This window comes from Aeromonas sp. s7(2024) (genome assembly GCF_040907825.1).
Lineage (GTDB): Bacteria > Pseudomonadota > Gammaproteobacteria > Enterobacterales > Aeromonadaceae > Aeromonas > Aeromonas veronii.
Genome location: NZ_JBFOCM010000034.1, coordinates 1 through 15,828, shown reverse-complemented (window position 1 = coordinate 15,828; position 15,828 = coordinate 1). Strand labels below are relative to the sequence as shown.

The window sequence follows — 15,828 nt, the reverse complement described above, 5'->3', positions numbered from 1 at the left end:
CAGCCTCTCGACTTGCCGCTGCGAGAGGACTTGCCGGGTCGCTTTTTTACGATGGAGACGCCGTAGTCATTCTTCAGTACATCGACGACGGCCTCAAAGAACTGAGCCTTCTGACTCATCAGCGCCAGCTGTTGCTCGAGTTCCTTGATGCGCTGCTCGGGCGTCTGGTTGTCGGGGTCAGGCATGGTGATGCTCCTGGCGGCACGCACAGAAGCCCCCTGGCTCCAATCTTGCCGACCATGTTTACGCAACCATACCAGAACGGTGGAGCGGCCTTGAATGCCATAACGCACCTGAGCCTGTTTGTAGGTGAGCTCGCCTTTTTCAATCTGCTCGACCAGTGCCAGTTTAAAAGTCAGCGAGTAATCGCGCTGTGTCCGTTTCACACCTTGTCCCATCGGGTTCTCCATTTATATGGGGGAAAGGTGTAAACCATATTCAGGACGGGACACGCCCAACAAAAAGGCCTCATCGCGAGGCCTTTTTTACCACTATCTGGCAGTAGATCAGGAGGGCTGATCACCCTTGTTACGAGCGCTCTGGGCACCTGGCGGCAAGGGTTTGCGTGCCATCAACTCCAGCTCCAGCAGCGCATAGCGGTGCTCGATGAAGTCATAGACGTTGTTAGATAAGGCCAGCTTGAAGTAGCTGATGGCTTCCTTGCGGTTGCCTTTGCCCAGCTCGAACTTGCCCAGATAGAAGTAGGTTTCACACAGGCGCTCGGCAAGCTCCCTGTTATCCTTCACCCCTTTCACCACGTTGCCCATCAGCTGGGAAGCGTTGATCTCGCCGGTATAGAGGCGAACCAGATCCCAGTTCCAGGCATCGTCATCGTACTTGTTGAGACGCTCGCGCATCCGGCTCATGGCGGCCGACGGGTCGAGTTTATGCTCAGCCAGATAGAGCCAGATCACCCGATAGGGGTCTTCCGGCTGCGCCTCGTAGAAACGCTTCATATCGGCCGCGGCCAGCTCGGGACGGTTACCGTAATAGAGGGCGATGCCACGGTTGAGATAGGCATAGTCATAGTCCGGCGCCAGTTCGAGGGCGGAATCGAAGGCATCATAGGCTTCGTCGTAATTCTGCTGCTGTACCAGATAGACGCCGATGAAGTTGTAGGCTTCGGCGAAATCCGGTTTCTCCCGCAGGGCACGGTTAAAATCGAGCCGCGCGAGGGAACGCAGACCAACCCGATCAAACACCACGGCACGCTCATAGAACAACTCTGCCCGTTGCTCGGTGGTCAGTTCCATTTCACTGAGCATCTGCCCGAGTCGGGCGAGCGCCAGCTCACTCTGGTAGGAGACCTGCAGGGGGGTCGCCAACACCAGTGAAGCAGGCTGCGGCTTGGGAACCTTGGGGGTGTTAACCTGACTGCTACTGCTGCAACCCCACATGGGAAGCAACAACAGGATACCGAGGAGGTATCCAATCCCTTTCCTGACGTTCAATGAACACTCCGACGCTTACGCTTGACCCCGCATATGGTAAAGGTCAACAGCTGCTTTGTCATGTAGCTGTGCCCTTCTACCTCAAATAAATCAGGATTCGACAGGGTATCCGGCATCGCACCAACCGCGAAACCCGCCGTCGACGCTGATCACCTTGCGATAACCCATCTGTTGCAGGTTGTCCGCCGCCAGAATGGAGCGAAAACCACCACCACAATAGAGGTAGAGCTCGGTCTCGAGATCCGGGAACTGGGTCTCGATATCCCGCTCAATCACGCCACGACCCAGATATCGGGCACCGGGCAGATGGCCTTTGGCCCACTCGCTCTCTTCCCGCACGTCGATCAGGTGAAACGTGCGCCCTTCGTCCTGCCAGCGCTTGATCTGGTGAACATCGGTTTCGGTGATGCGGGAGCGGATCCCGTCAACCAGCGCCAAAAAACGGGGATTGTGATGCATGACAAACTCCTGTTGTTTAAATCATGTGCGTCAGCAAACGACACGCAGAGATAAGAAAAGAGCGCCATGAGGCGCTCTTCACTGTTACGGCAGGATTTCCTGTTGGTCCGCACCCTCTTTCTCTACCTGGGTGGGCAGCATGTGCTCGCGCTTGACGCCGAGGAACATGGCAAACGCACTCGCCACATAGATGGAGGAGTAGGTACCGAACGCCACACCGATCACCATGGCCACGGCAAAACCGTGGATCAGCGCACCGCCCTTGAGCAGCAGCGCCAGCACCACGATAAAGGTAAGGCCGGAGGTGATGATGGTACGACTCAGGGTCTCGGTCATGGAGAGATCCAGAATGTACTCGGTATCCCCTTTACGCACCTTGCGGAAGTTCTCCCGCAAGCGGTCGAACACCACGATAGTATCGTTCAGGGAGTAACCCACCAGGGTCATCAGTGCCGCCAGTACAGTCAGGTCGAACTCGTACTGGAAGTAGGCAAAGACACCCAGCGTGATCACCACGTCGTGCACCAGGGAGAGAATGCCCCCCAGCGCCAGACGCCATTCGAAACGCACTGCCACGTAGGCCAGGATACAGAGGATGGAGGCCAGCATCGCCAGCGCACCATCGGTCGCCAGTTCATCCCCCACGGAAGGGCCGACAAACTCGACGCGTTTGAGCACTGCGCCCTCGTCGAGCTGCTTGGCCGCCGCCAGCACTTCGTTACCCTGTTGTTCTACCTTGACCCCCTCTTTCGGGGTCAGGCGGAACAGCACGTCACGGCTGGAGCCAAAGTGTTGCAGGGTTGCCCCTTCAATCTTCTGCTCTTCCAGAGCGTCATGGATCTTGTCCAGGCTCACCGACTGCTGGAACCCCACCTCGATGGTGGTACCACCGGTAAAGTCCAGACCCCAGTTCAGCCCCCTATCAAACAGGAAGAACAGGGCTACCACCATCAGCACGGAAGAGAAAACCACACCCGGCTTGGCATAGCGCATAAACGGGATCGGTTTTTCAAAATGTAGAATCTGAAACATCTCTCTATCCTCAGATGGGCAGCTTGTCGATACGCCGTCCACCCCAAGCCAGGTTGATAATGGCACGGGAAACTGTGATGGCAGTAAACATGGAGGCGGTCAGACCAATGCCCAGCGTCAGGGCAAAGCCCTTGATGGCGCCGGTGCCGATACCGAACAGGATCACACAGGTGATCAGCGAGGTCACGTTGGAGTCGGCGATGGTGGAGAATGCTCGATCAAAGCCCAGATGGATGGCTTGCTGAACACCACGACCGTTGCGGATCTCTTCACGAATACGCTCGTAGATCAGTACGTTGGCATCCACCGCCATACCCAGCGTCAAGACGATACCGGCGATACCCGGCAATGTCATCGTGGCCCCCGGGATCATCGACATGATGCCGACAATCAACACCAGGTTCATACAGAGCGCCAGGTTGGCAACCCAGCCGAACGCGCGGTAGTAGATCCCCATGAACAGCACGATCACCAGCATGGCCCAGCCGATGGCTTCCATACCGCTGTCGATGTTCTGTTGACCCAGGCTCGGGCCAATGGTGCGCTCTTCCACGATCTGGATCGGGGCGATCAGGGCACCGGCACGCAGCAGCAGCGCCAGGTTGTGGGCTTCGTTGGCGTTGTCGATACCTGTGATACGGAACTGGCTGCCAAGACGCGACTGGATGGTGGCGACGTTGATCACCTCCTCCTGCTTGCGGAACTTGCGCTTGCCATCCGGACCCGGTTGACCGACCGGCTTGTACTCGATGAAGACGGTCGCCATCCCTTTACCGACGTTATCCTTGGTAAAGTTGGCCATCTTGTTGCCACCCTGGCCATCCAGCTTGATGTTGACCTGGGGACGGCTGTACTCGTCGAAACCGGACTGGGCACCCACGATGTGGTCACCGGTCAGGATCACCCGCTTTTGCAGCACCACGGGACGACCATTGCGATCGTTGTAGACCTTGGAGCTGGGCGGGACACGGCCATCGGCCGCAGCCTGGATGTCGGCAGTCTCATCGACCATGTGGAACTCCAGGGTCGCGGTCGCACCGAGGATCTCCTTGGCGCGGGCGGTATCCTGAATACCGGGCAGTTCAACGACAATGCGCTCGGCGCCTTGCTGTTGTACCAGCGGCTCGGCCACGCCCAGTTCGTTGACCCGGTTACGGATGATGGTGATGTTCTGCTCGAGGGCGTACTTCTTCACTTCCTTGATCTTGGCTTCGCTCAGACCAGCCAGCAGGATGAACTCATCCCCTTTCTGCTCGGTAGTGAAAGTCAAATCAGGGTTCTGACGACGCAGATGAGAAACGGCGCGTTCCTGATCGGCTTCGTCACGGAAGATCACCTGCACCTGATCTCCGACCCGGCGTACGCCGGAGTAACGGATCTTCTGGGTGCGCAGCTCGGAGCGGAAATCCTGCACCATCTGCTCTTGCTGCTTGGTCAGTGCTTCGGCCATGTCCACTTCCATCAGGAAGTGCACACCACCGCGCAGATCAAGACCCAGCTTCAGAGGCGCCGCACCGATGGCTTCGAGCCAGGCGGGAGTGGAAGGTGCCAGGTTGAGTGCGGTAATGAAGTTGTCGCCCAGCTTGTTGGCAACGATATCGCGCGCCTTCAGCTGGTCTTCGGTGTTCTTGAAACGGATCAGGATAAAACCGTGCTCGAATGCAGCATGTTTGACCGGGATCTTGGCCGCTTCAAGGGTCTCTTTCACCAGATCAAGAGTATCTAGCTTGACTTCGGCACCACGGCTGGCAGAAACCTGCAAAGCCGGATCTTCGCCGTAAAGATTGGGGGCTGCATATAGAAAACCGATGGCGATCACCAGGATCACCATCAGGTATTTCCACAGCGGATAGCGATTCAACACGCTGTGCTCCTTGGGAGATTAAAGGGACTGGATAGAACCCTTGGGCAGAACGGCAGAGACGAAGTCCTTTTTGATGGTGACTTGAGTCTGGTCGTTCAGGGCGATCACCAGGTAATCGCTGTCTGCAGCCACTTTGGCAATTTTGCCAACCAGGCCACCGGAAGTGAGCACTTCATCACCCTTGGACAATGAGCTCATCAGATTGCGGTGATCCTTGGCACGCTTGGCCTGGGGACGATAGATCATGAAGTAGAAGATCAGGCCGAATACGGCCAGCATGATGATCATTTCCATACCACCACCCTGTGCACCCGGTGCTGCGCCTTCTGCATACGCCTTGGAGATAATGCTCATTTAACAACCTCTTATTGATGTAGATTTAAAAAAACAAAATTATATGTTGTTGTTATTTAACGTCATTTTCAGCTAACGGAGGCACAGGCTTCCCTTGCCGACGGTAAAACTCTGTTACAAAGTCGTCTAATTTACCCTGCTCGATCGCGTCCCGCAAACCCTGCATCACGCGTTGGTAATAACGCAGGTTATGAATCGTATTCAGACGGGCACCGAGGATCTCGTTGCACTTATCCAGATGGTGCAGGTAGCTACGGCTGTAGTTCTTGCAGGTGTAGCAATCGCATTCGGCATCCAGGGTGTTGGTGTCGTTGCGGTGCTGGGCATTGCGGATCTTCACCACGCCATCGGTGGTGAACAGGTGGCCGTTGCGGGCGTTGCGGGTCGGCATGACGCAGTCGAACATGTCGATACCACGGCGCACCCCTTCCACCAGATCTTCCGGCTTGCCGACACCCATCAGGTAGCGCGGCTTGTCAGCCGGAATTTTCGGGCATACGTGCTCGAGGATACGGTGCATGTCCTCTTTGGGTTCACCCACGGCCAGACCACCGACCGCATAACCGTCGAAACCGATCTCCAGCAGCCCCTTGAGGGAGACATCCCGCAGATCTTCGTAGACCGAGCCCTGAATGATGCCGAACAGGGCGTTCTTGTTGCCCAGCGCATCAAACTTGTCGCGGGAGCGCTTGCCCCAGCGCAGGGACATCTCCATGGACTTGCGCGCTTCTTCATAAGTGGCCGGGTACGGGGTGCACTCGTCGAAGATCATCACGATGTCGGAGCCCAGATCGTACTGGATCTCCATGGACTTCTCGGGGTCGAGGAAGATCTTCTCGCCATTGATGGGGTGACGGAAGTGGACGCCCGCTTCGGTGATCTTGCGAATATGGCCCAGGCTGAACACCTGGAAACCACCGGAGTCGGTCAGGATCGGGCCCTGCCAGTTCATGAAGTCATGCAGATCGCCGTGGGCACGCATCACTTCCTGACCCGGACGCAGCCAGAGGTGGAAGGTGTTACCCAGCAGGATCTGGGCGCCGGTTTCACGCACTTCTTCCGGGGTCATCCCCTTGACGGTGCCGTACGTCCCGACCGGCATAAAGGCCGGCGTTTGTACCACACCACGTTCGAAGACCAGTTGACCGCGACGGGCACGGCCGTCGGTGGTTTTCAGTTCAAATTTCATTGCTACCTCGGCTGCGTCAGATAAACAGTCTGACAATAGGAGGGCCGCTCACGGCCCGGTAAATAAGCTGAAGCTTATGCTTCAACCTGGCGACGGGTGACGAACATGGCATCCCCGTAGCTGAAGAAACGGTACTGCCCTGCCACGGCTGCCTGATAGGCCGCCATCACGTTGTCATAACCGGCAAAGGCGCTGACCAGCATGATCAGGGTCGACTCCGGCAGATGAAAGTTGGTGACCATGGCATCGACAATCTGGAACTGATAGCCAGGGAAGATGAAGATATCGGTGTCACTAAAGAAGGGCGCCAGCGGTTTGCCCTGTGCCAGGGTGACCTTGGCCGCGCTCTCCAGCGAACGCACCGATGTGGTCCCCACCGCAATCACCCGACCACCACGGGCACGGGTGGCCGCGATGGCATCTACCACCTCTTGCGGCACTTCCGCATACTCGGAGTGCATGTGGTGATCTTCAATCTTCTCTACCCGCACCGGCTGGAAGGTCCCCGCCCCTACATGCAGGGTGACGAAGGCCGTTTCAACCCCTTTGGCCCGAATTTTCTCAAGCAGCGGCTCATCAAAGTGCAGACCGGCGGTCGGCGCGGCAACGGCGCCCGGCTTTTGATTGTAAACGGTCTGGTAGCGCTCCTTGTCGGCATCCTCGTCGGGACGGTCGATATAGGGGGGCAGCGGCATGTGGCCGATGGCCTCCAAAATCTCCAGCACCGGACGCGGGTCTAGGAAGTGGATCTCGAACAGGGCATCGTGGCGGGCGCGCATCTCGGCTTCAACGCCACCATCCATGATCATCCGGGTGCCGGGCTTGGGCGCCTTGGATGCCCGGACATGGGCCAGCACGCTGTGCTCGTCCAGAATGCGCTCGACCAGTACCTCCAGCTTGCCGCCGCTGGCCTTCTGGCCAAACATGCGCGCCGGAATGACACGGGTGTTATTGAATACCAGCAGGTCACCCGGATTGAGCTGATCCAGCACATCCACAAATTGACCGTGGCGCAGGGCGCCAGTTTGACCATCGAGCTGCAACAGGCGGCTGGCGGTACGCTCTGCCATCGGATAGCGGGCAATCAGCTCGTCTGGCAGATCAAAATGAAAATCGGATACTTGCATCTTTCACCTCGGGGGGAATCGGCGGCTAGTCTAGTTATCCCCATCTTCCAAGGCAACCCAAAAGACCAAAAACCCAAGAGAGACAAGGGGTAGCGAGCAATATTGAGACACACCTCCGGTTAATGATTCTTTAATGTTCTGTATTGACCCTGATCATGTTTTGCCAATGGGCGCTAGGCTAGGGTGAAAGCAGATACACAAGGAGGCCCACCATGATGACCCTATCCGAAATCATGACCGAACATCCCTTCACTCTGGGTCCGTCAAACAGTGTCAAACAGGCGATGGACCTGATGCAGCAGGAGCGGATCCGCCACATTCCCATCGTCGACGAGCAGCATCACCTGCTGGGGTTGGTAACCCTCACCGATATCCTGGCCACCCGGGAATCCAAGCTGCTGCTCATTAGCCCGGAGCGGGAAGCCGAATTTACCGACAGCGTACAACTCGACGAGATCATGACACGGCAAGTGGCGAGCGTAGATCCTCACGCCGGCATCAAGGAGGCGGCACTTTATCTGCAGCGGCACAGATATGGCTGCCTGCCGGTACTCAAAGGACGCAAGCTGATCGGCATTGTCACCGAGTCGGACTTCATTGCCGTGGCCATCAACCTGCTGGAATTGATGGAAGAGCAGGAACCACCTACCGACTTTTGATAGATTGCCATGTAATTAAATTACAGTAAAAGCGTTTTCAGCCGTCAAAATAAGCTGAAATGATGAAACACTTTCATTTTGATTGAAAAATTACACCAAATGCTTGCCTTGTGATCTGCGTCACACTATCATCCCTCTCATGCAATAGTTGCCGAGGGGGAGACGAGGGATTGTGCACCCATTATCTTCCTCTCATATGTCTGCAAGTTTGCACACCCCGTAGTTAGTCTTTGCTGTAAAGCATTTGTTTATATAGCCATTCCTTGTTTGATGACCCGGCCCTGTCGTTGCGATAGCGCCGGGATTTTTTTATCCGCGTTTTCTGCTCTCCCCCTTGTCAGCACATACCCCATCGCTGCGAGCAGCGGTCTCAACCTCCTGCGCCACCTGTTTGCACCACCGTTTATCTCATCGCGTCATCGTGGCTCTGCACACCCCTTCTTATGCCTCGAAAAGGCGATGTAGCGCACAGATATTGAACCACGACAAGGAGTTATCTCAGTAGGCCAGAGATATTCATGTTAGGTACAGCCATAGTGAGCTATCTAATAAGTAGATTTAAGCGATTCAAAATTGCGGCTTTTATCGATTAACGGAAGCCCCTATGATGAATCCATCGAAAGTTAAGCGCCTCGTCTGGCAAGACTCTTCAACACCAGACCGGCATATGTACATCACCAAGGAGCAATTACATGTCTACCTACATCAACACTGAAATCAAGCCGTTCAATGCTACCGCCTACCACAATGGCAAATTCGTTCAGGTGTCTGACGCTGACCTGAAAGGCAAGTGGTCCGTGGTCTTCTTCTACCCGGCTGACTTCACCTTCGTTTGCCCGACCGAGCTGGGCGACCTGGCTGACAACTACGCTGAATTCCAGAAACTGGGCGTCGAGATCTACTCTGTCTCTACCGATACCCACTTCACTCACAAAGCATGGCACGACACTTCTGACACCATTCAGAAGATCCAGTACCCGATGATTGGTGACCCGACTGGTACCATCACCCGCAACTTCGGCGTGATGATCGAAGAAGCTGGTCTGGCTGACCGCGGTACCTTCGTAATTGACCCGCAGGGCATCATCCAGATCGTCGAGATCAACGCTGGCGGCATCGGCCGTGACGCACTGGAACTGCTGCGCAAAGTCAAAGCAGCCCAGTACGTTGCCTCCCACCCGGGTGAAGTGTGCCCGGCTAAATGGAAAGAAGGCGAAGCCACTCTGGCCCCGTCCCTGGACCTGGTAGGCAAGATCTAAGCCTCCCGCTTCCAAGACCGGCCCGTATAAGGGCCGGTTTTGTTTCCGGCCCCAAGCAAAGGCGCCGGTCTGCTTTCCGGCTTACATCTCACGCCGACCCGCAATCACAAGAAGGAATTCGAAGATGTTGGATACCAACCTCAAACAACAGCTGAACACCTATCTGCAGTACATCGTCAATCCCATCGAGATCAGCGTGTCCGGCAACGACAGCGACAAATCTGCAGAGCTGCTGGCACTGGCCAGCGAGATCGCCGAGATGTCCCCCAAGATCACCCAGACCTCTGGCACTGCCGCTCGCAAGCCTTCCATGAGTGTCGCGCCGCAGGGCCAAGCCCCGCGCATTCACTTTGCCGGCATCCCCATGGGTCATGAATTTACCTCTCTGGTGCTCGCCCTGCTGCAAAGCGGCGGCCACCCCTCCAAGGCCGATGCGGCCGTGCAGGAGCAGATCCGCAATCTCAAAGGTGAGTTCCACTTCGAGACCTATATCTCCCTCTCCTGCCACAACTGCCCGGACGTAGTACAGGCCCTCAACCTGATGGCGACCCTGAACCCCGGCATCACTCACACCATGATCGACGGCGCCCTGTTCCAGGAAGAAGTTGCCGAGCGTCAAATCATGGCGGTACCGAATGTCTACCTGAACGGCCAACCGTTCAGCCAGGGCCGCATCTCGCTCGAAGAGATTGTCGCCAAACTCGACACCGGCGCCGCAGAGCGCAAAGCTGCCGAGCTGAATGAGAAAGCTCCCTACGACGTACTTGTCGTGGGCGGTGGCCCGGCCGGCGCCGCAGCGGCCATCTATGCCGCTCGTAAAGGCATTCGCACCGCCATCGTTGCCGAACGTTTCGGTGGTCAGGTGATGGACACCGTCGGCATCGAGAACTTTATCTCAGTGCCCTACACTGAAGGCCCCAAGCTGGCAGCCAGCCTGGAGCAGCACGTCAAAGAGTACGGCGTTGAAGTGATCACCGAGCAGCGCGCCGCCGCCATCAGCAAAGATGGATATGTGAACGTGGATCTCGCCTCTGGCGCCACCTTGAAGAGCCGCGCCGTGATCCTGGCTACCGGTGCCCGCTGGCGTGATCTGAACGTACCGGGCGAGCTCGAGTACCGCACCAAAGGCGTGGCCTACTGCCCGCACTGCGATGGCCCCTTCTTCAAGGGCAAGCGAGTAGCTGTGATCGGTGGCGGTAACTCCGGCATCGAGGCGGCCATCGATCTGGCTGGCATCGTCGAGCATGTGACTGTGGTGGAGTTCGCCGACACCCTGCGAGCCGATGAAGTGCTGCAGAAGAAGGCTCGCTCCATGGGCAATATCGACATCATCATGAGCGCTCGCACCACCGAAGTGATCGGTGATGGCAGTAAGGTGGTCGGTATGGACTACGAAGATCGCACCACCGGTGAGATCAAACACCTGGCGGTGGCGGGGATCTTCGTCCAGATCGGCCTGGTACCGAACACCGAGTTCCTGAAAGGGAGCGAGATTGCCCTGACCCGCTTTGGCGAGATCGAGATCGATACCAAAGGGGCGACCTCCCTGCCCGGCGTCTACGCCGCAGGGGATGCCACCACGGTACCGTTCAAGCAGATCATCATCTCCATGGGTGCTGGTGCCACCGCCGCACTGGGTGCGTTTGATTACCTCATCCGCAACCCGGCGCCGGAAGCGACCAAAGCTGATGCTGTGACCGCCTGATAAACCCAGCGCAACAAAAAGCCGACGCCCGATGAAGTAAACACGAGCGTCGGCTTTTTTATATCTGCATCGATGCGCAATAAAAACCCCGCAGCAAATGGCGGGGTTGTTCATGACTGGACTTCAACGACGGATATCACTCCAGCAAGAAAACAGCCTCGATATTATCGCTTACCGTGATCTGCTGTTGTTGATAACTGTTGTCCGCCATATCCGCCGCGGGAGCAGCCATCGCCATGGCCTGCACCACCTTCAGGTTGCGGCTGTAGGCGGTAATGGGCGAAGCATTGCGGTACTCCACACTGTAGACCTTGCCAAGCTTCATCCCGAACGCCTTGGCCAGAGATTCAGCCTTGGTTTTGGCATCCTCAACTGCATTCAGACGGGCCTGCTCCTTGATGACCTGCGGCGATTTCAACCCGTACTCAATCTGGGATACGGACTCCAGCCCGGCTTTGAGTGCGGTATCCATCAGGGGGCTCAACTTGTCGAGTTGATAGAGCTTCACCGCCAATTGTCGCTGAGCACGATACCCCAACAATACCGGCTTCTTGTTCTCGCCATACTGATATTCCGGAGAGACCATCAGGTTGCCAGCCTCAACATCGCTGCGCTTGATCCCCAACCCTTCCAGTTGGCTGAAAAAGGCTGCGACCTTGGTATCGACCTGCTGCTTGGCCTTGAGGCCCTGCTTATCCAGTGCACTCACCGCCACATTGAGGGTGAGCATATCGGGTTCGGTCTTCTGCTCAGCATAACCGCTCACCACCAGATGGGGCGCTTGCGGCACTTCAATCGCCAGCAGCGGAGCACTGACAACCAGAGCGGAAAGAGTAAGAAGGGGACGCCACATAGAAAAAAACCTCAATCGGAAAGATTGAGGCCATTATGCCCGTGCAGCTACGGGATTCATATATCGTGCAAGGGGGGAAGCTGATCCAGTATCTGATTGGTCAGATCGAGACTAATGGTGACCATGCTGCCGGGATCCTGGCTCTGGTTTGCCATATCCAGCGCAGGAGCCGCGCCACAGACCAACACCTCATCATCGAAATGGAACGAGTCCCACGACAGAACGTGTCCTTGCACCGCCTGTCCAATATTGGTGCCACCACTATCCTCCTCCATCGCAGACCAAGGGATGGTATCAGATGGTCCTAGCAAATCTTGCAACAACGGAGAGTGAAAACTGGCCAGCGGATACTCCTGCTGCCCCTGATGATGGCCAACCAGAATCATGTTATGGGCAGACTCGGTATCCATGACCGGCACATAAGTGATAGAGGCCGTAGCGAAGTCAACATAGAGCGAGCCCGCTACATCACCGGCCTCATTCTCAATCTCCATCCCATCCAGCCGATCCCCCGCGATCGAGGCCTGATAGCCAAACTGGCCTGCGCAGGTAATGTTCCCCTGCCCATCCCAGCTATAACGGATGCCATCAATGTCGACCCAGTTGAATGACTGCATGATTACCCCTCTCCTCTACTGCCGCTATCTTATCCATCCCCTTGAGGAAAAAACAGGGGCCAGGCAAGCCCGGCCCCGAAAGAAAGTTACGGATCCACCTTTAGGTTGCCATCATCCAGCAGTTGCTTGATGATGTCGTAGTTGGATGTGGTCGGACCATTGACATCCAAATCGAGACTACCTTAGAACCGAATGGTCAGTTCTGTCTCTCCACCTGCCTCAGCGGAATCGATAGTCAACGTCTTGGTAGTCGTGAGCTACAAGTAATTCTCCAACACTACCGCCAAATCTTCGTTTTCCTCCCATGCTGGTACGCCAACCAGCAAATCAGATAGATCAAGTACATCTCCGCCGCTGGCAGGTGTCCCAAGGTGAAATCCGTGACAGTGTAGGTACTGCCATCCGTATTGCCAGCTATCCACTTCCAGGCATTGCAGTCAGCTCCACCGATCATAGTGTCGCTCCCTAGAATAAGGATACCCTCACCAAGACTACCAATCAGGGTATCACTCCCTTTTTGCCCAAAGATGATGTCATTACCACTATCTCCCTCAAGGGTATCATTGTAGTGGTCTAATCATCCCGGACACCATTTTAGGTGGTACAGTCTCCACCATGACTTGAGGTGTTCAATGACAAGATTACGTCGCTCATTTACTGCCGAATTCAAACTCGAAGCCGCATCCCTGGTATTCGACCAGGGATATTCTGTCCCTGAAGCCAGTCGTTCACTGGATGTCGGTGAAACCGTACTGCGCCGCTGGGTTCAGCAACTGCAATCCGAACGCAGTGGCACTACCCCAATCAGCAAAGCGCTGACTCCGGAGCAGCAGAAAATCCAGGAGCTGGAAGCCCGTATCAACCGGCTCGAACGTGAAAAGGACATTCTAAAAAAGGCTACTGCTCTATTGATGGCGGACGAGTTCACACGTACGCGCTGATAGACCGATTAAGGGAGCAAGCCCCCATCACCCTGGTCTGCTGCGCTTTCGATGTGCCCACTTCCTGTTTTTACGATTATCTGGCCCGCAGGCGGGCGATTAACCGTAAGCGCATGCAGCAGCGCTGTGAGTTGCGCCGGTTGTTCAAAGAAAGCCGGAACTCAGCGGGCAGCCGTGCCTTGATGTCGATGATGCGGGAGTTGGGGTATCAGATTGGTCGATTCAAAGTACGTAACCTGATGAAGGAAGCCGGGCTGGTATCCAAACAGCCGGGCGCACACCGCTATAAGGTGGCACAGTCTGAATGACCGGATATCCCCAATCTGCTGACCCGTGAATTTGATGTCCAGCAACCCAATCAGGTGTGGTGTGGCGATATCTGATAAGCCTGATGCAGAGCTGGCCATCAAAGCACTGGAGATGGCCTATCAGCAGCGGGGTTGCCCATCTGGTGTGCTGTTTAACTCCGATCAGGGCAGCCAATATGGCAGTCGGGCATTTCGGCAACGAGTGTGGCGCTATCGCATGACCCAGAGCATGAGTCGGCGTGGCAACTGCTGGGATACTCAGTTCATTATGCTCAAGAACATCAGCCCAATCTGACCCGTGCTGGGATTGGCGAATATAATGCCTTTGCGTTGACCTGTCGATTGGATGCTGATGTTCCCTGGCATTGCTGGGCCCAGCGTCTGTGACCTAATAGGAGCCTTGTGCTGCATCTTGAGTGTCCTGTCCTGCGTATGGGGTTGGTAGTGCATATTCCTTGGAGGAATGAGCCATGAACAATTCCAGAAACAAAGCTGAAGTTATCCTTGGTGTAGACACCCATCTGGATACCCATGTTGGGGTTTTGCTTAACGCACAAGGACATCTGCTGGGATGCTTGATGGTCACGACCAATATCAGCGGATATGAGAGACTCGTGACTTGGGCAAACTCTTTCGGGTGCTTGAAGAGAGCAGGCATTGAAGGCACAGGCACGTACGGGGCTGGCTTGGCCTGTGTACTGCGTAAGCATGGTGTCGAGGTCTTCGAAGTTAATCGTCCTGACCGCTCCAAACGTAGGCTCTAGGGGAAATCGGATCCTACCGATGCTGAAAATGCTGCGCGATCAGTGTTTTCCGGTAGTGCTACCGCGATAGCAAAGACCCAGTCAGGTGCGGCAGAAATGATGCGTGTGGTATCAGTGGCCAGACGCAGCGCCGTCAAAGCCAAAACGCAGGCAATGAATCAACTAAGAGCGCTGCTTGTCAGTGCCCCCCAGGATGTTCGTGAACGGCTCTGGAAGAGCAAACCCGCTGACTGTGCAAAGGGATGTGCACGAGTGAGGTCATTGGGTAGCACAGAATTCCTGCATACGTTAACGACTACCCTGTGCCTGCTGGCCAAGCGTTGGTTGCTATTGGCAGACGAAGTTGAAAAACTTGATGCCATGTTGGATGCCTTGACCCATCAACATGCTCGCCGTCTGCGCGAGCAATTTGGCGTCGACCCTCAAACCGCAGCGGTGCTGCTTTCAACGGCTGGCGATAACCCGGAACGGTTAAGAAATGAAGCATCGCTTGCGGCACTTTGTGGGGTTAACCTTTTACCCGCATCCTCTGGAAATGTAGTGGTCAACTAAATCCGGACACTTGGTTAGGCCGATCCTCGGCTTTTGCTGGCGGCATCCCGTCATTGTGGTGATGTGGACGCCGCCAGTTGTAGTAATCCATCAGGTAATAACTGATATCTCGTTTCGCTTCTCGCAAGCTCATATATCCCATAGCCGGGAGCCACTCTGACTTCAGGCTTCTGAACAACCGTTCCATCGGGGCATTATCCCAGCAGTTTCCACGCCGACTCATGCTCTGGGTTATGCGATAGCGCCACAGTCGTTGCTGAAGTGCCCGGCTACCATATTGGCTGCCCTGGTCGGAGTGAAATAGCACACCGGATGGGCAATCCCGCTGCTGATAGGCCATTTCCAGTGCTTTGATTGCCAATTCTGCATCAGGTTTATCAGACATCGCCCAGCCCACGACCCGCCGGGTGTGCAGGTCAAGCACCGCTGCCAGGTAATGCCAGCGTCCACCTGCCCAGACGTAGGTGATATCGCCACACCACACCTGATTGGGTTGCTGGACATCAAATTCGCGAGCCAGCAGATTGGGAATATCCGGTCGTTCAGACCGAGCGACCTGATAGCGATGAGCGCCCGGTTGCTTGGATACCAGACCGGCTTCCTTCATCAGGTTACGTACTTTGAATCGGCCAATCTGATACCCCAACTCTCGCATCATCGACATCAAGGCGCGGCTGCCCGCTGAGTTCCGGCT

The 15,828-nt window shown here is 55.9% G+C and carries 16 protein-coding genes and 2 pseudogenes; 6 read left to right on the top strand and 12 right to left on the bottom strand.

Annotated features, from left to right (window positions below):
- The 8 genes and pseudogenes from AB5Y73_RS14245 to queA all read right to left on the bottom strand — a co-directional run.
- Nucleotides 1-398 (bottom strand): annotated as a pseudogene (locus AB5Y73_RS14245) (IS3 family transposase); the annotation flags it as partial.
- Between the two features lie 108 nt (nt 399-506).
- Entirely contained in the window at nt 507-1,451 is a 945-nt protein-coding gene (gene nlpI, locus AB5Y73_RS14240; RefSeq protein WP_322875189.1) for a lipoprotein NlpI, read from the bottom strand.
- Nucleotides 1,452-1,541: 90 nt separating this feature from the next.
- Nucleotides 1,542-1,910: a rhodanese-like domain-containing protein gene (locus AB5Y73_RS14235; RefSeq protein ID WP_019446086.1), complete on the bottom strand. Its 369-nt coding sequence runs from the start codon at nt 1,908-1,910 to the stop codon at nt 1,542-1,544.
- An 84-nt stretch (nt 1,911-1,994) separates the two neighbouring features.
- On the bottom strand, nt 1,995-2,942 hold the full coding sequence (gene secF, locus AB5Y73_RS14230) for a protein translocase subunit SecF (protein ID WP_005337322.1): 948 nt from the start codon (nt 2,940-2,942) through the stop codon (nt 1,995-1,997).
- Between the two features lie 10 nt (nt 2,943-2,952).
- Nucleotides 2,953-4,806, bottom strand: a complete 1,854-nt coding sequence (gene secD, locus AB5Y73_RS14225) for a protein translocase subunit SecD (RefSeq protein WP_005337324.1) — start codon at nt 4,804-4,806, stop codon at nt 2,953-2,955.
- 18 nt (nt 4,807-4,824) lie between these two features.
- Nucleotides 4,825-5,160, bottom strand: coding sequence for a preprotein translocase subunit YajC (gene yajC / locus AB5Y73_RS14220; RefSeq protein ID WP_005337327.1), 336 nt, complete (start codon nt 5,158-5,160; stop codon nt 4,825-4,827).
- Between the two features lie 52 nt (nt 5,161-5,212).
- Nucleotides 5,213-6,349 (bottom strand): tRNA guanosine(34) transglycosylase Tgt, encoded by a 1,137-nt coding sequence (tgt, locus tag AB5Y73_RS14215; protein WP_118854006.1) that lies wholly within the window; start codon nt 6,347-6,349, stop codon nt 5,213-5,215.
- Between the two features lie 74 nt (nt 6,350-6,423).
- A complete protein-coding gene (queA, locus tag AB5Y73_RS14210; protein WP_005344678.1) occupies nt 6,424-7,476 on the bottom strand; it encodes a tRNA preQ1(34) S-adenosylmethionine ribosyltransferase-isomerase QueA in 1,053 nt (350 codons plus the stop codon).
- A 212-nt stretch (nt 7,477-7,688) separates the two neighbouring features.
- Here queA and AB5Y73_RS14205 point away from each other — a divergent pair, with 212 nt between their 5' ends.
- The 3 genes from AB5Y73_RS14205 (at nt 7,689) to ahpF (ending at nt 11,099) form a co-directional block, all read left to right on the top strand.
- Entirely contained in the window at nt 7,689-8,135 is a 447-nt protein-coding gene (locus AB5Y73_RS14205) for a CBS domain-containing protein (RefSeq protein WP_013723842.1), read from the top strand.
- Between the two features lie 692 nt (nt 8,136-8,827).
- Nucleotides 8,828-9,394 (top strand): alkyl hydroperoxide reductase subunit C, encoded by a 567-nt coding sequence (gene ahpC / locus AB5Y73_RS14200; RefSeq protein WP_005337335.1) that lies wholly within the window; start codon nt 8,828-8,830, stop codon nt 9,392-9,394.
- Between the two features lie 124 nt (nt 9,395-9,518).
- A complete protein-coding gene (gene ahpF, locus AB5Y73_RS14195) occupies nt 9,519-11,099 on the top strand; it encodes an alkyl hydroperoxide reductase subunit F (protein WP_069527779.1) in 1,581 nt (526 codons plus the stop codon).
- A 136-nt stretch (nt 11,100-11,235) separates the two neighbouring features.
- Here the strand turns inward: ahpF and AB5Y73_RS14190 are convergent, their stop codons facing one another.
- From AB5Y73_RS14190 to AB5Y73_RS14180, 3 genes are all read right to left on the bottom strand, one after another.
- Nucleotides 11,236-11,952: an SIMPL domain-containing protein gene (locus AB5Y73_RS14190; protein WP_005337338.1), complete on the bottom strand. Its 717-nt coding sequence runs from the start codon at nt 11,950-11,952 to the stop codon at nt 11,236-11,238.
- A gap of 56 nt (nt 11,953-12,008) precedes the next feature.
- Complete coding sequence (locus AB5Y73_RS14185; RefSeq protein ID WP_005337339.1) at nt 12,009-12,569, bottom strand: hypothetical protein; 561 nt, start codon at nt 12,567-12,569, stop codon at nt 12,009-12,011.
- Nucleotides 12,570-12,846: 277 nt separating this feature from the next.
- Complete coding sequence (locus AB5Y73_RS14180) at nt 12,847-13,098, bottom strand: hypothetical protein (protein ID WP_368148109.1); 252 nt, start codon at nt 13,096-13,098, stop codon at nt 12,847-12,849.
- A 103-nt stretch (nt 13,099-13,201) separates the two neighbouring features.
- Here AB5Y73_RS14180 and AB5Y73_RS14175 point away from each other — a divergent pair.
- From AB5Y73_RS14175 to AB5Y73_RS14165, 3 genes and pseudogenes are all read left to right on the top strand, one after another.
- Nucleotides 13,202-14,074, top strand: a pseudogene (locus AB5Y73_RS14175) (IS3 family transposase); the annotation flags it as partial.
- Between the two features lie 214 nt (nt 14,075-14,288).
- Nucleotides 14,289-14,582: a transposase gene (locus AB5Y73_RS14170; protein ID WP_205422042.1), complete on the top strand. Its 294-nt coding sequence runs from the start codon at nt 14,289-14,291 to the stop codon at nt 14,580-14,582.
- Between the two features lie 96 nt (nt 14,583-14,678).
- Nucleotides 14,679-15,134: a transposase gene (locus AB5Y73_RS14165; protein ID WP_220128901.1), complete on the top strand. Its 456-nt coding sequence runs from the start codon at nt 14,679-14,681 to the stop codon at nt 15,132-15,134.
- On the opposite strand, the gene AB5Y73_RS14160 is transcribed toward AB5Y73_RS14165, so the two are convergent.
- On the bottom strand, nt 15,127-15,828 hold a 702-nt coding region (locus tag AB5Y73_RS14160; protein ID WP_368147339.1), incomplete at its 5' end, for an IS3 family transposase. The two genes, AB5Y73_RS14165 and AB5Y73_RS14160, sit on opposite strands and share 8 nt — an antisense overlap.

Bases quoted from the DNA above. Each gene is read 5' to 3' on its own strand.
- AB5Y73_RS14235 (WP_019446086.1), bottom strand. From the start codon at position 1,910: ATGCATCACAATCCCCGTTTTTTGGCGCTGGTTGACGGGATCCGCTCC.
- secF (WP_005337322.1), bottom strand. From the start codon at position 2,942: ATGTTTCAGATTCTACATTTTGAAAAACCGATCCCGTTTATGCGCTAT.
- yajC (WP_005337327.1), bottom strand. From the start codon at position 5,160: ATGAGCATTATCTCCAAGGCGTATGCAGAAGGCGCAGCACCGGGTGCA.
- tgt (WP_118854006.1), bottom strand. From the start codon at position 6,349: ATGAAATTTGAACTGAAAACCACCGACGGCCGTGCCCGTCGCGGTCAA.
- queA (WP_005344678.1), bottom strand. From the start codon at position 7,476: ATGCAAGTATCCGATTTTCATTTTGATCTGCCAGACGAGCTGATTGCC.
- AB5Y73_RS14205 (WP_013723842.1), top strand. From the start codon at position 7,689: ATGATGACCCTATCCGAAATCATGACCGAACATCCCTTCACTCTGGGT.
- ahpC (WP_005337335.1), top strand. From the start codon at position 8,828: ATGTCTACCTACATCAACACTGAAATCAAGCCGTTCAATGCTACCGCC.
- ahpF (WP_069527779.1), top strand. From the start codon at position 9,519: ATGTTGGATACCAACCTCAAACAACAGCTGAACACCTATCTGCAGTAC.
- AB5Y73_RS14190 (WP_005337338.1), bottom strand. From the start codon at position 11,952: ATGTGGCGTCCCCTTCTTACTCTTTCCGCTCTGGTTGTCAGTGCTCCG.
- AB5Y73_RS14185 (WP_005337339.1), bottom strand. From the start codon at position 12,569: ATGCAGTCATTCAACTGGGTCGACATTGATGGCATCCGTTATAGCTGG.
- AB5Y73_RS14170 (WP_205422042.1), top strand. From the start codon at position 14,289: ATGAACAATTCCAGAAACAAAGCTGAAGTTATCCTTGGTGTAGACACC.
- AB5Y73_RS14165 (WP_220128901.1), top strand. From the start codon at position 14,679: ATGATGCGTGTGGTATCAGTGGCCAGACGCAGCGCCGTCAAAGCCAAA.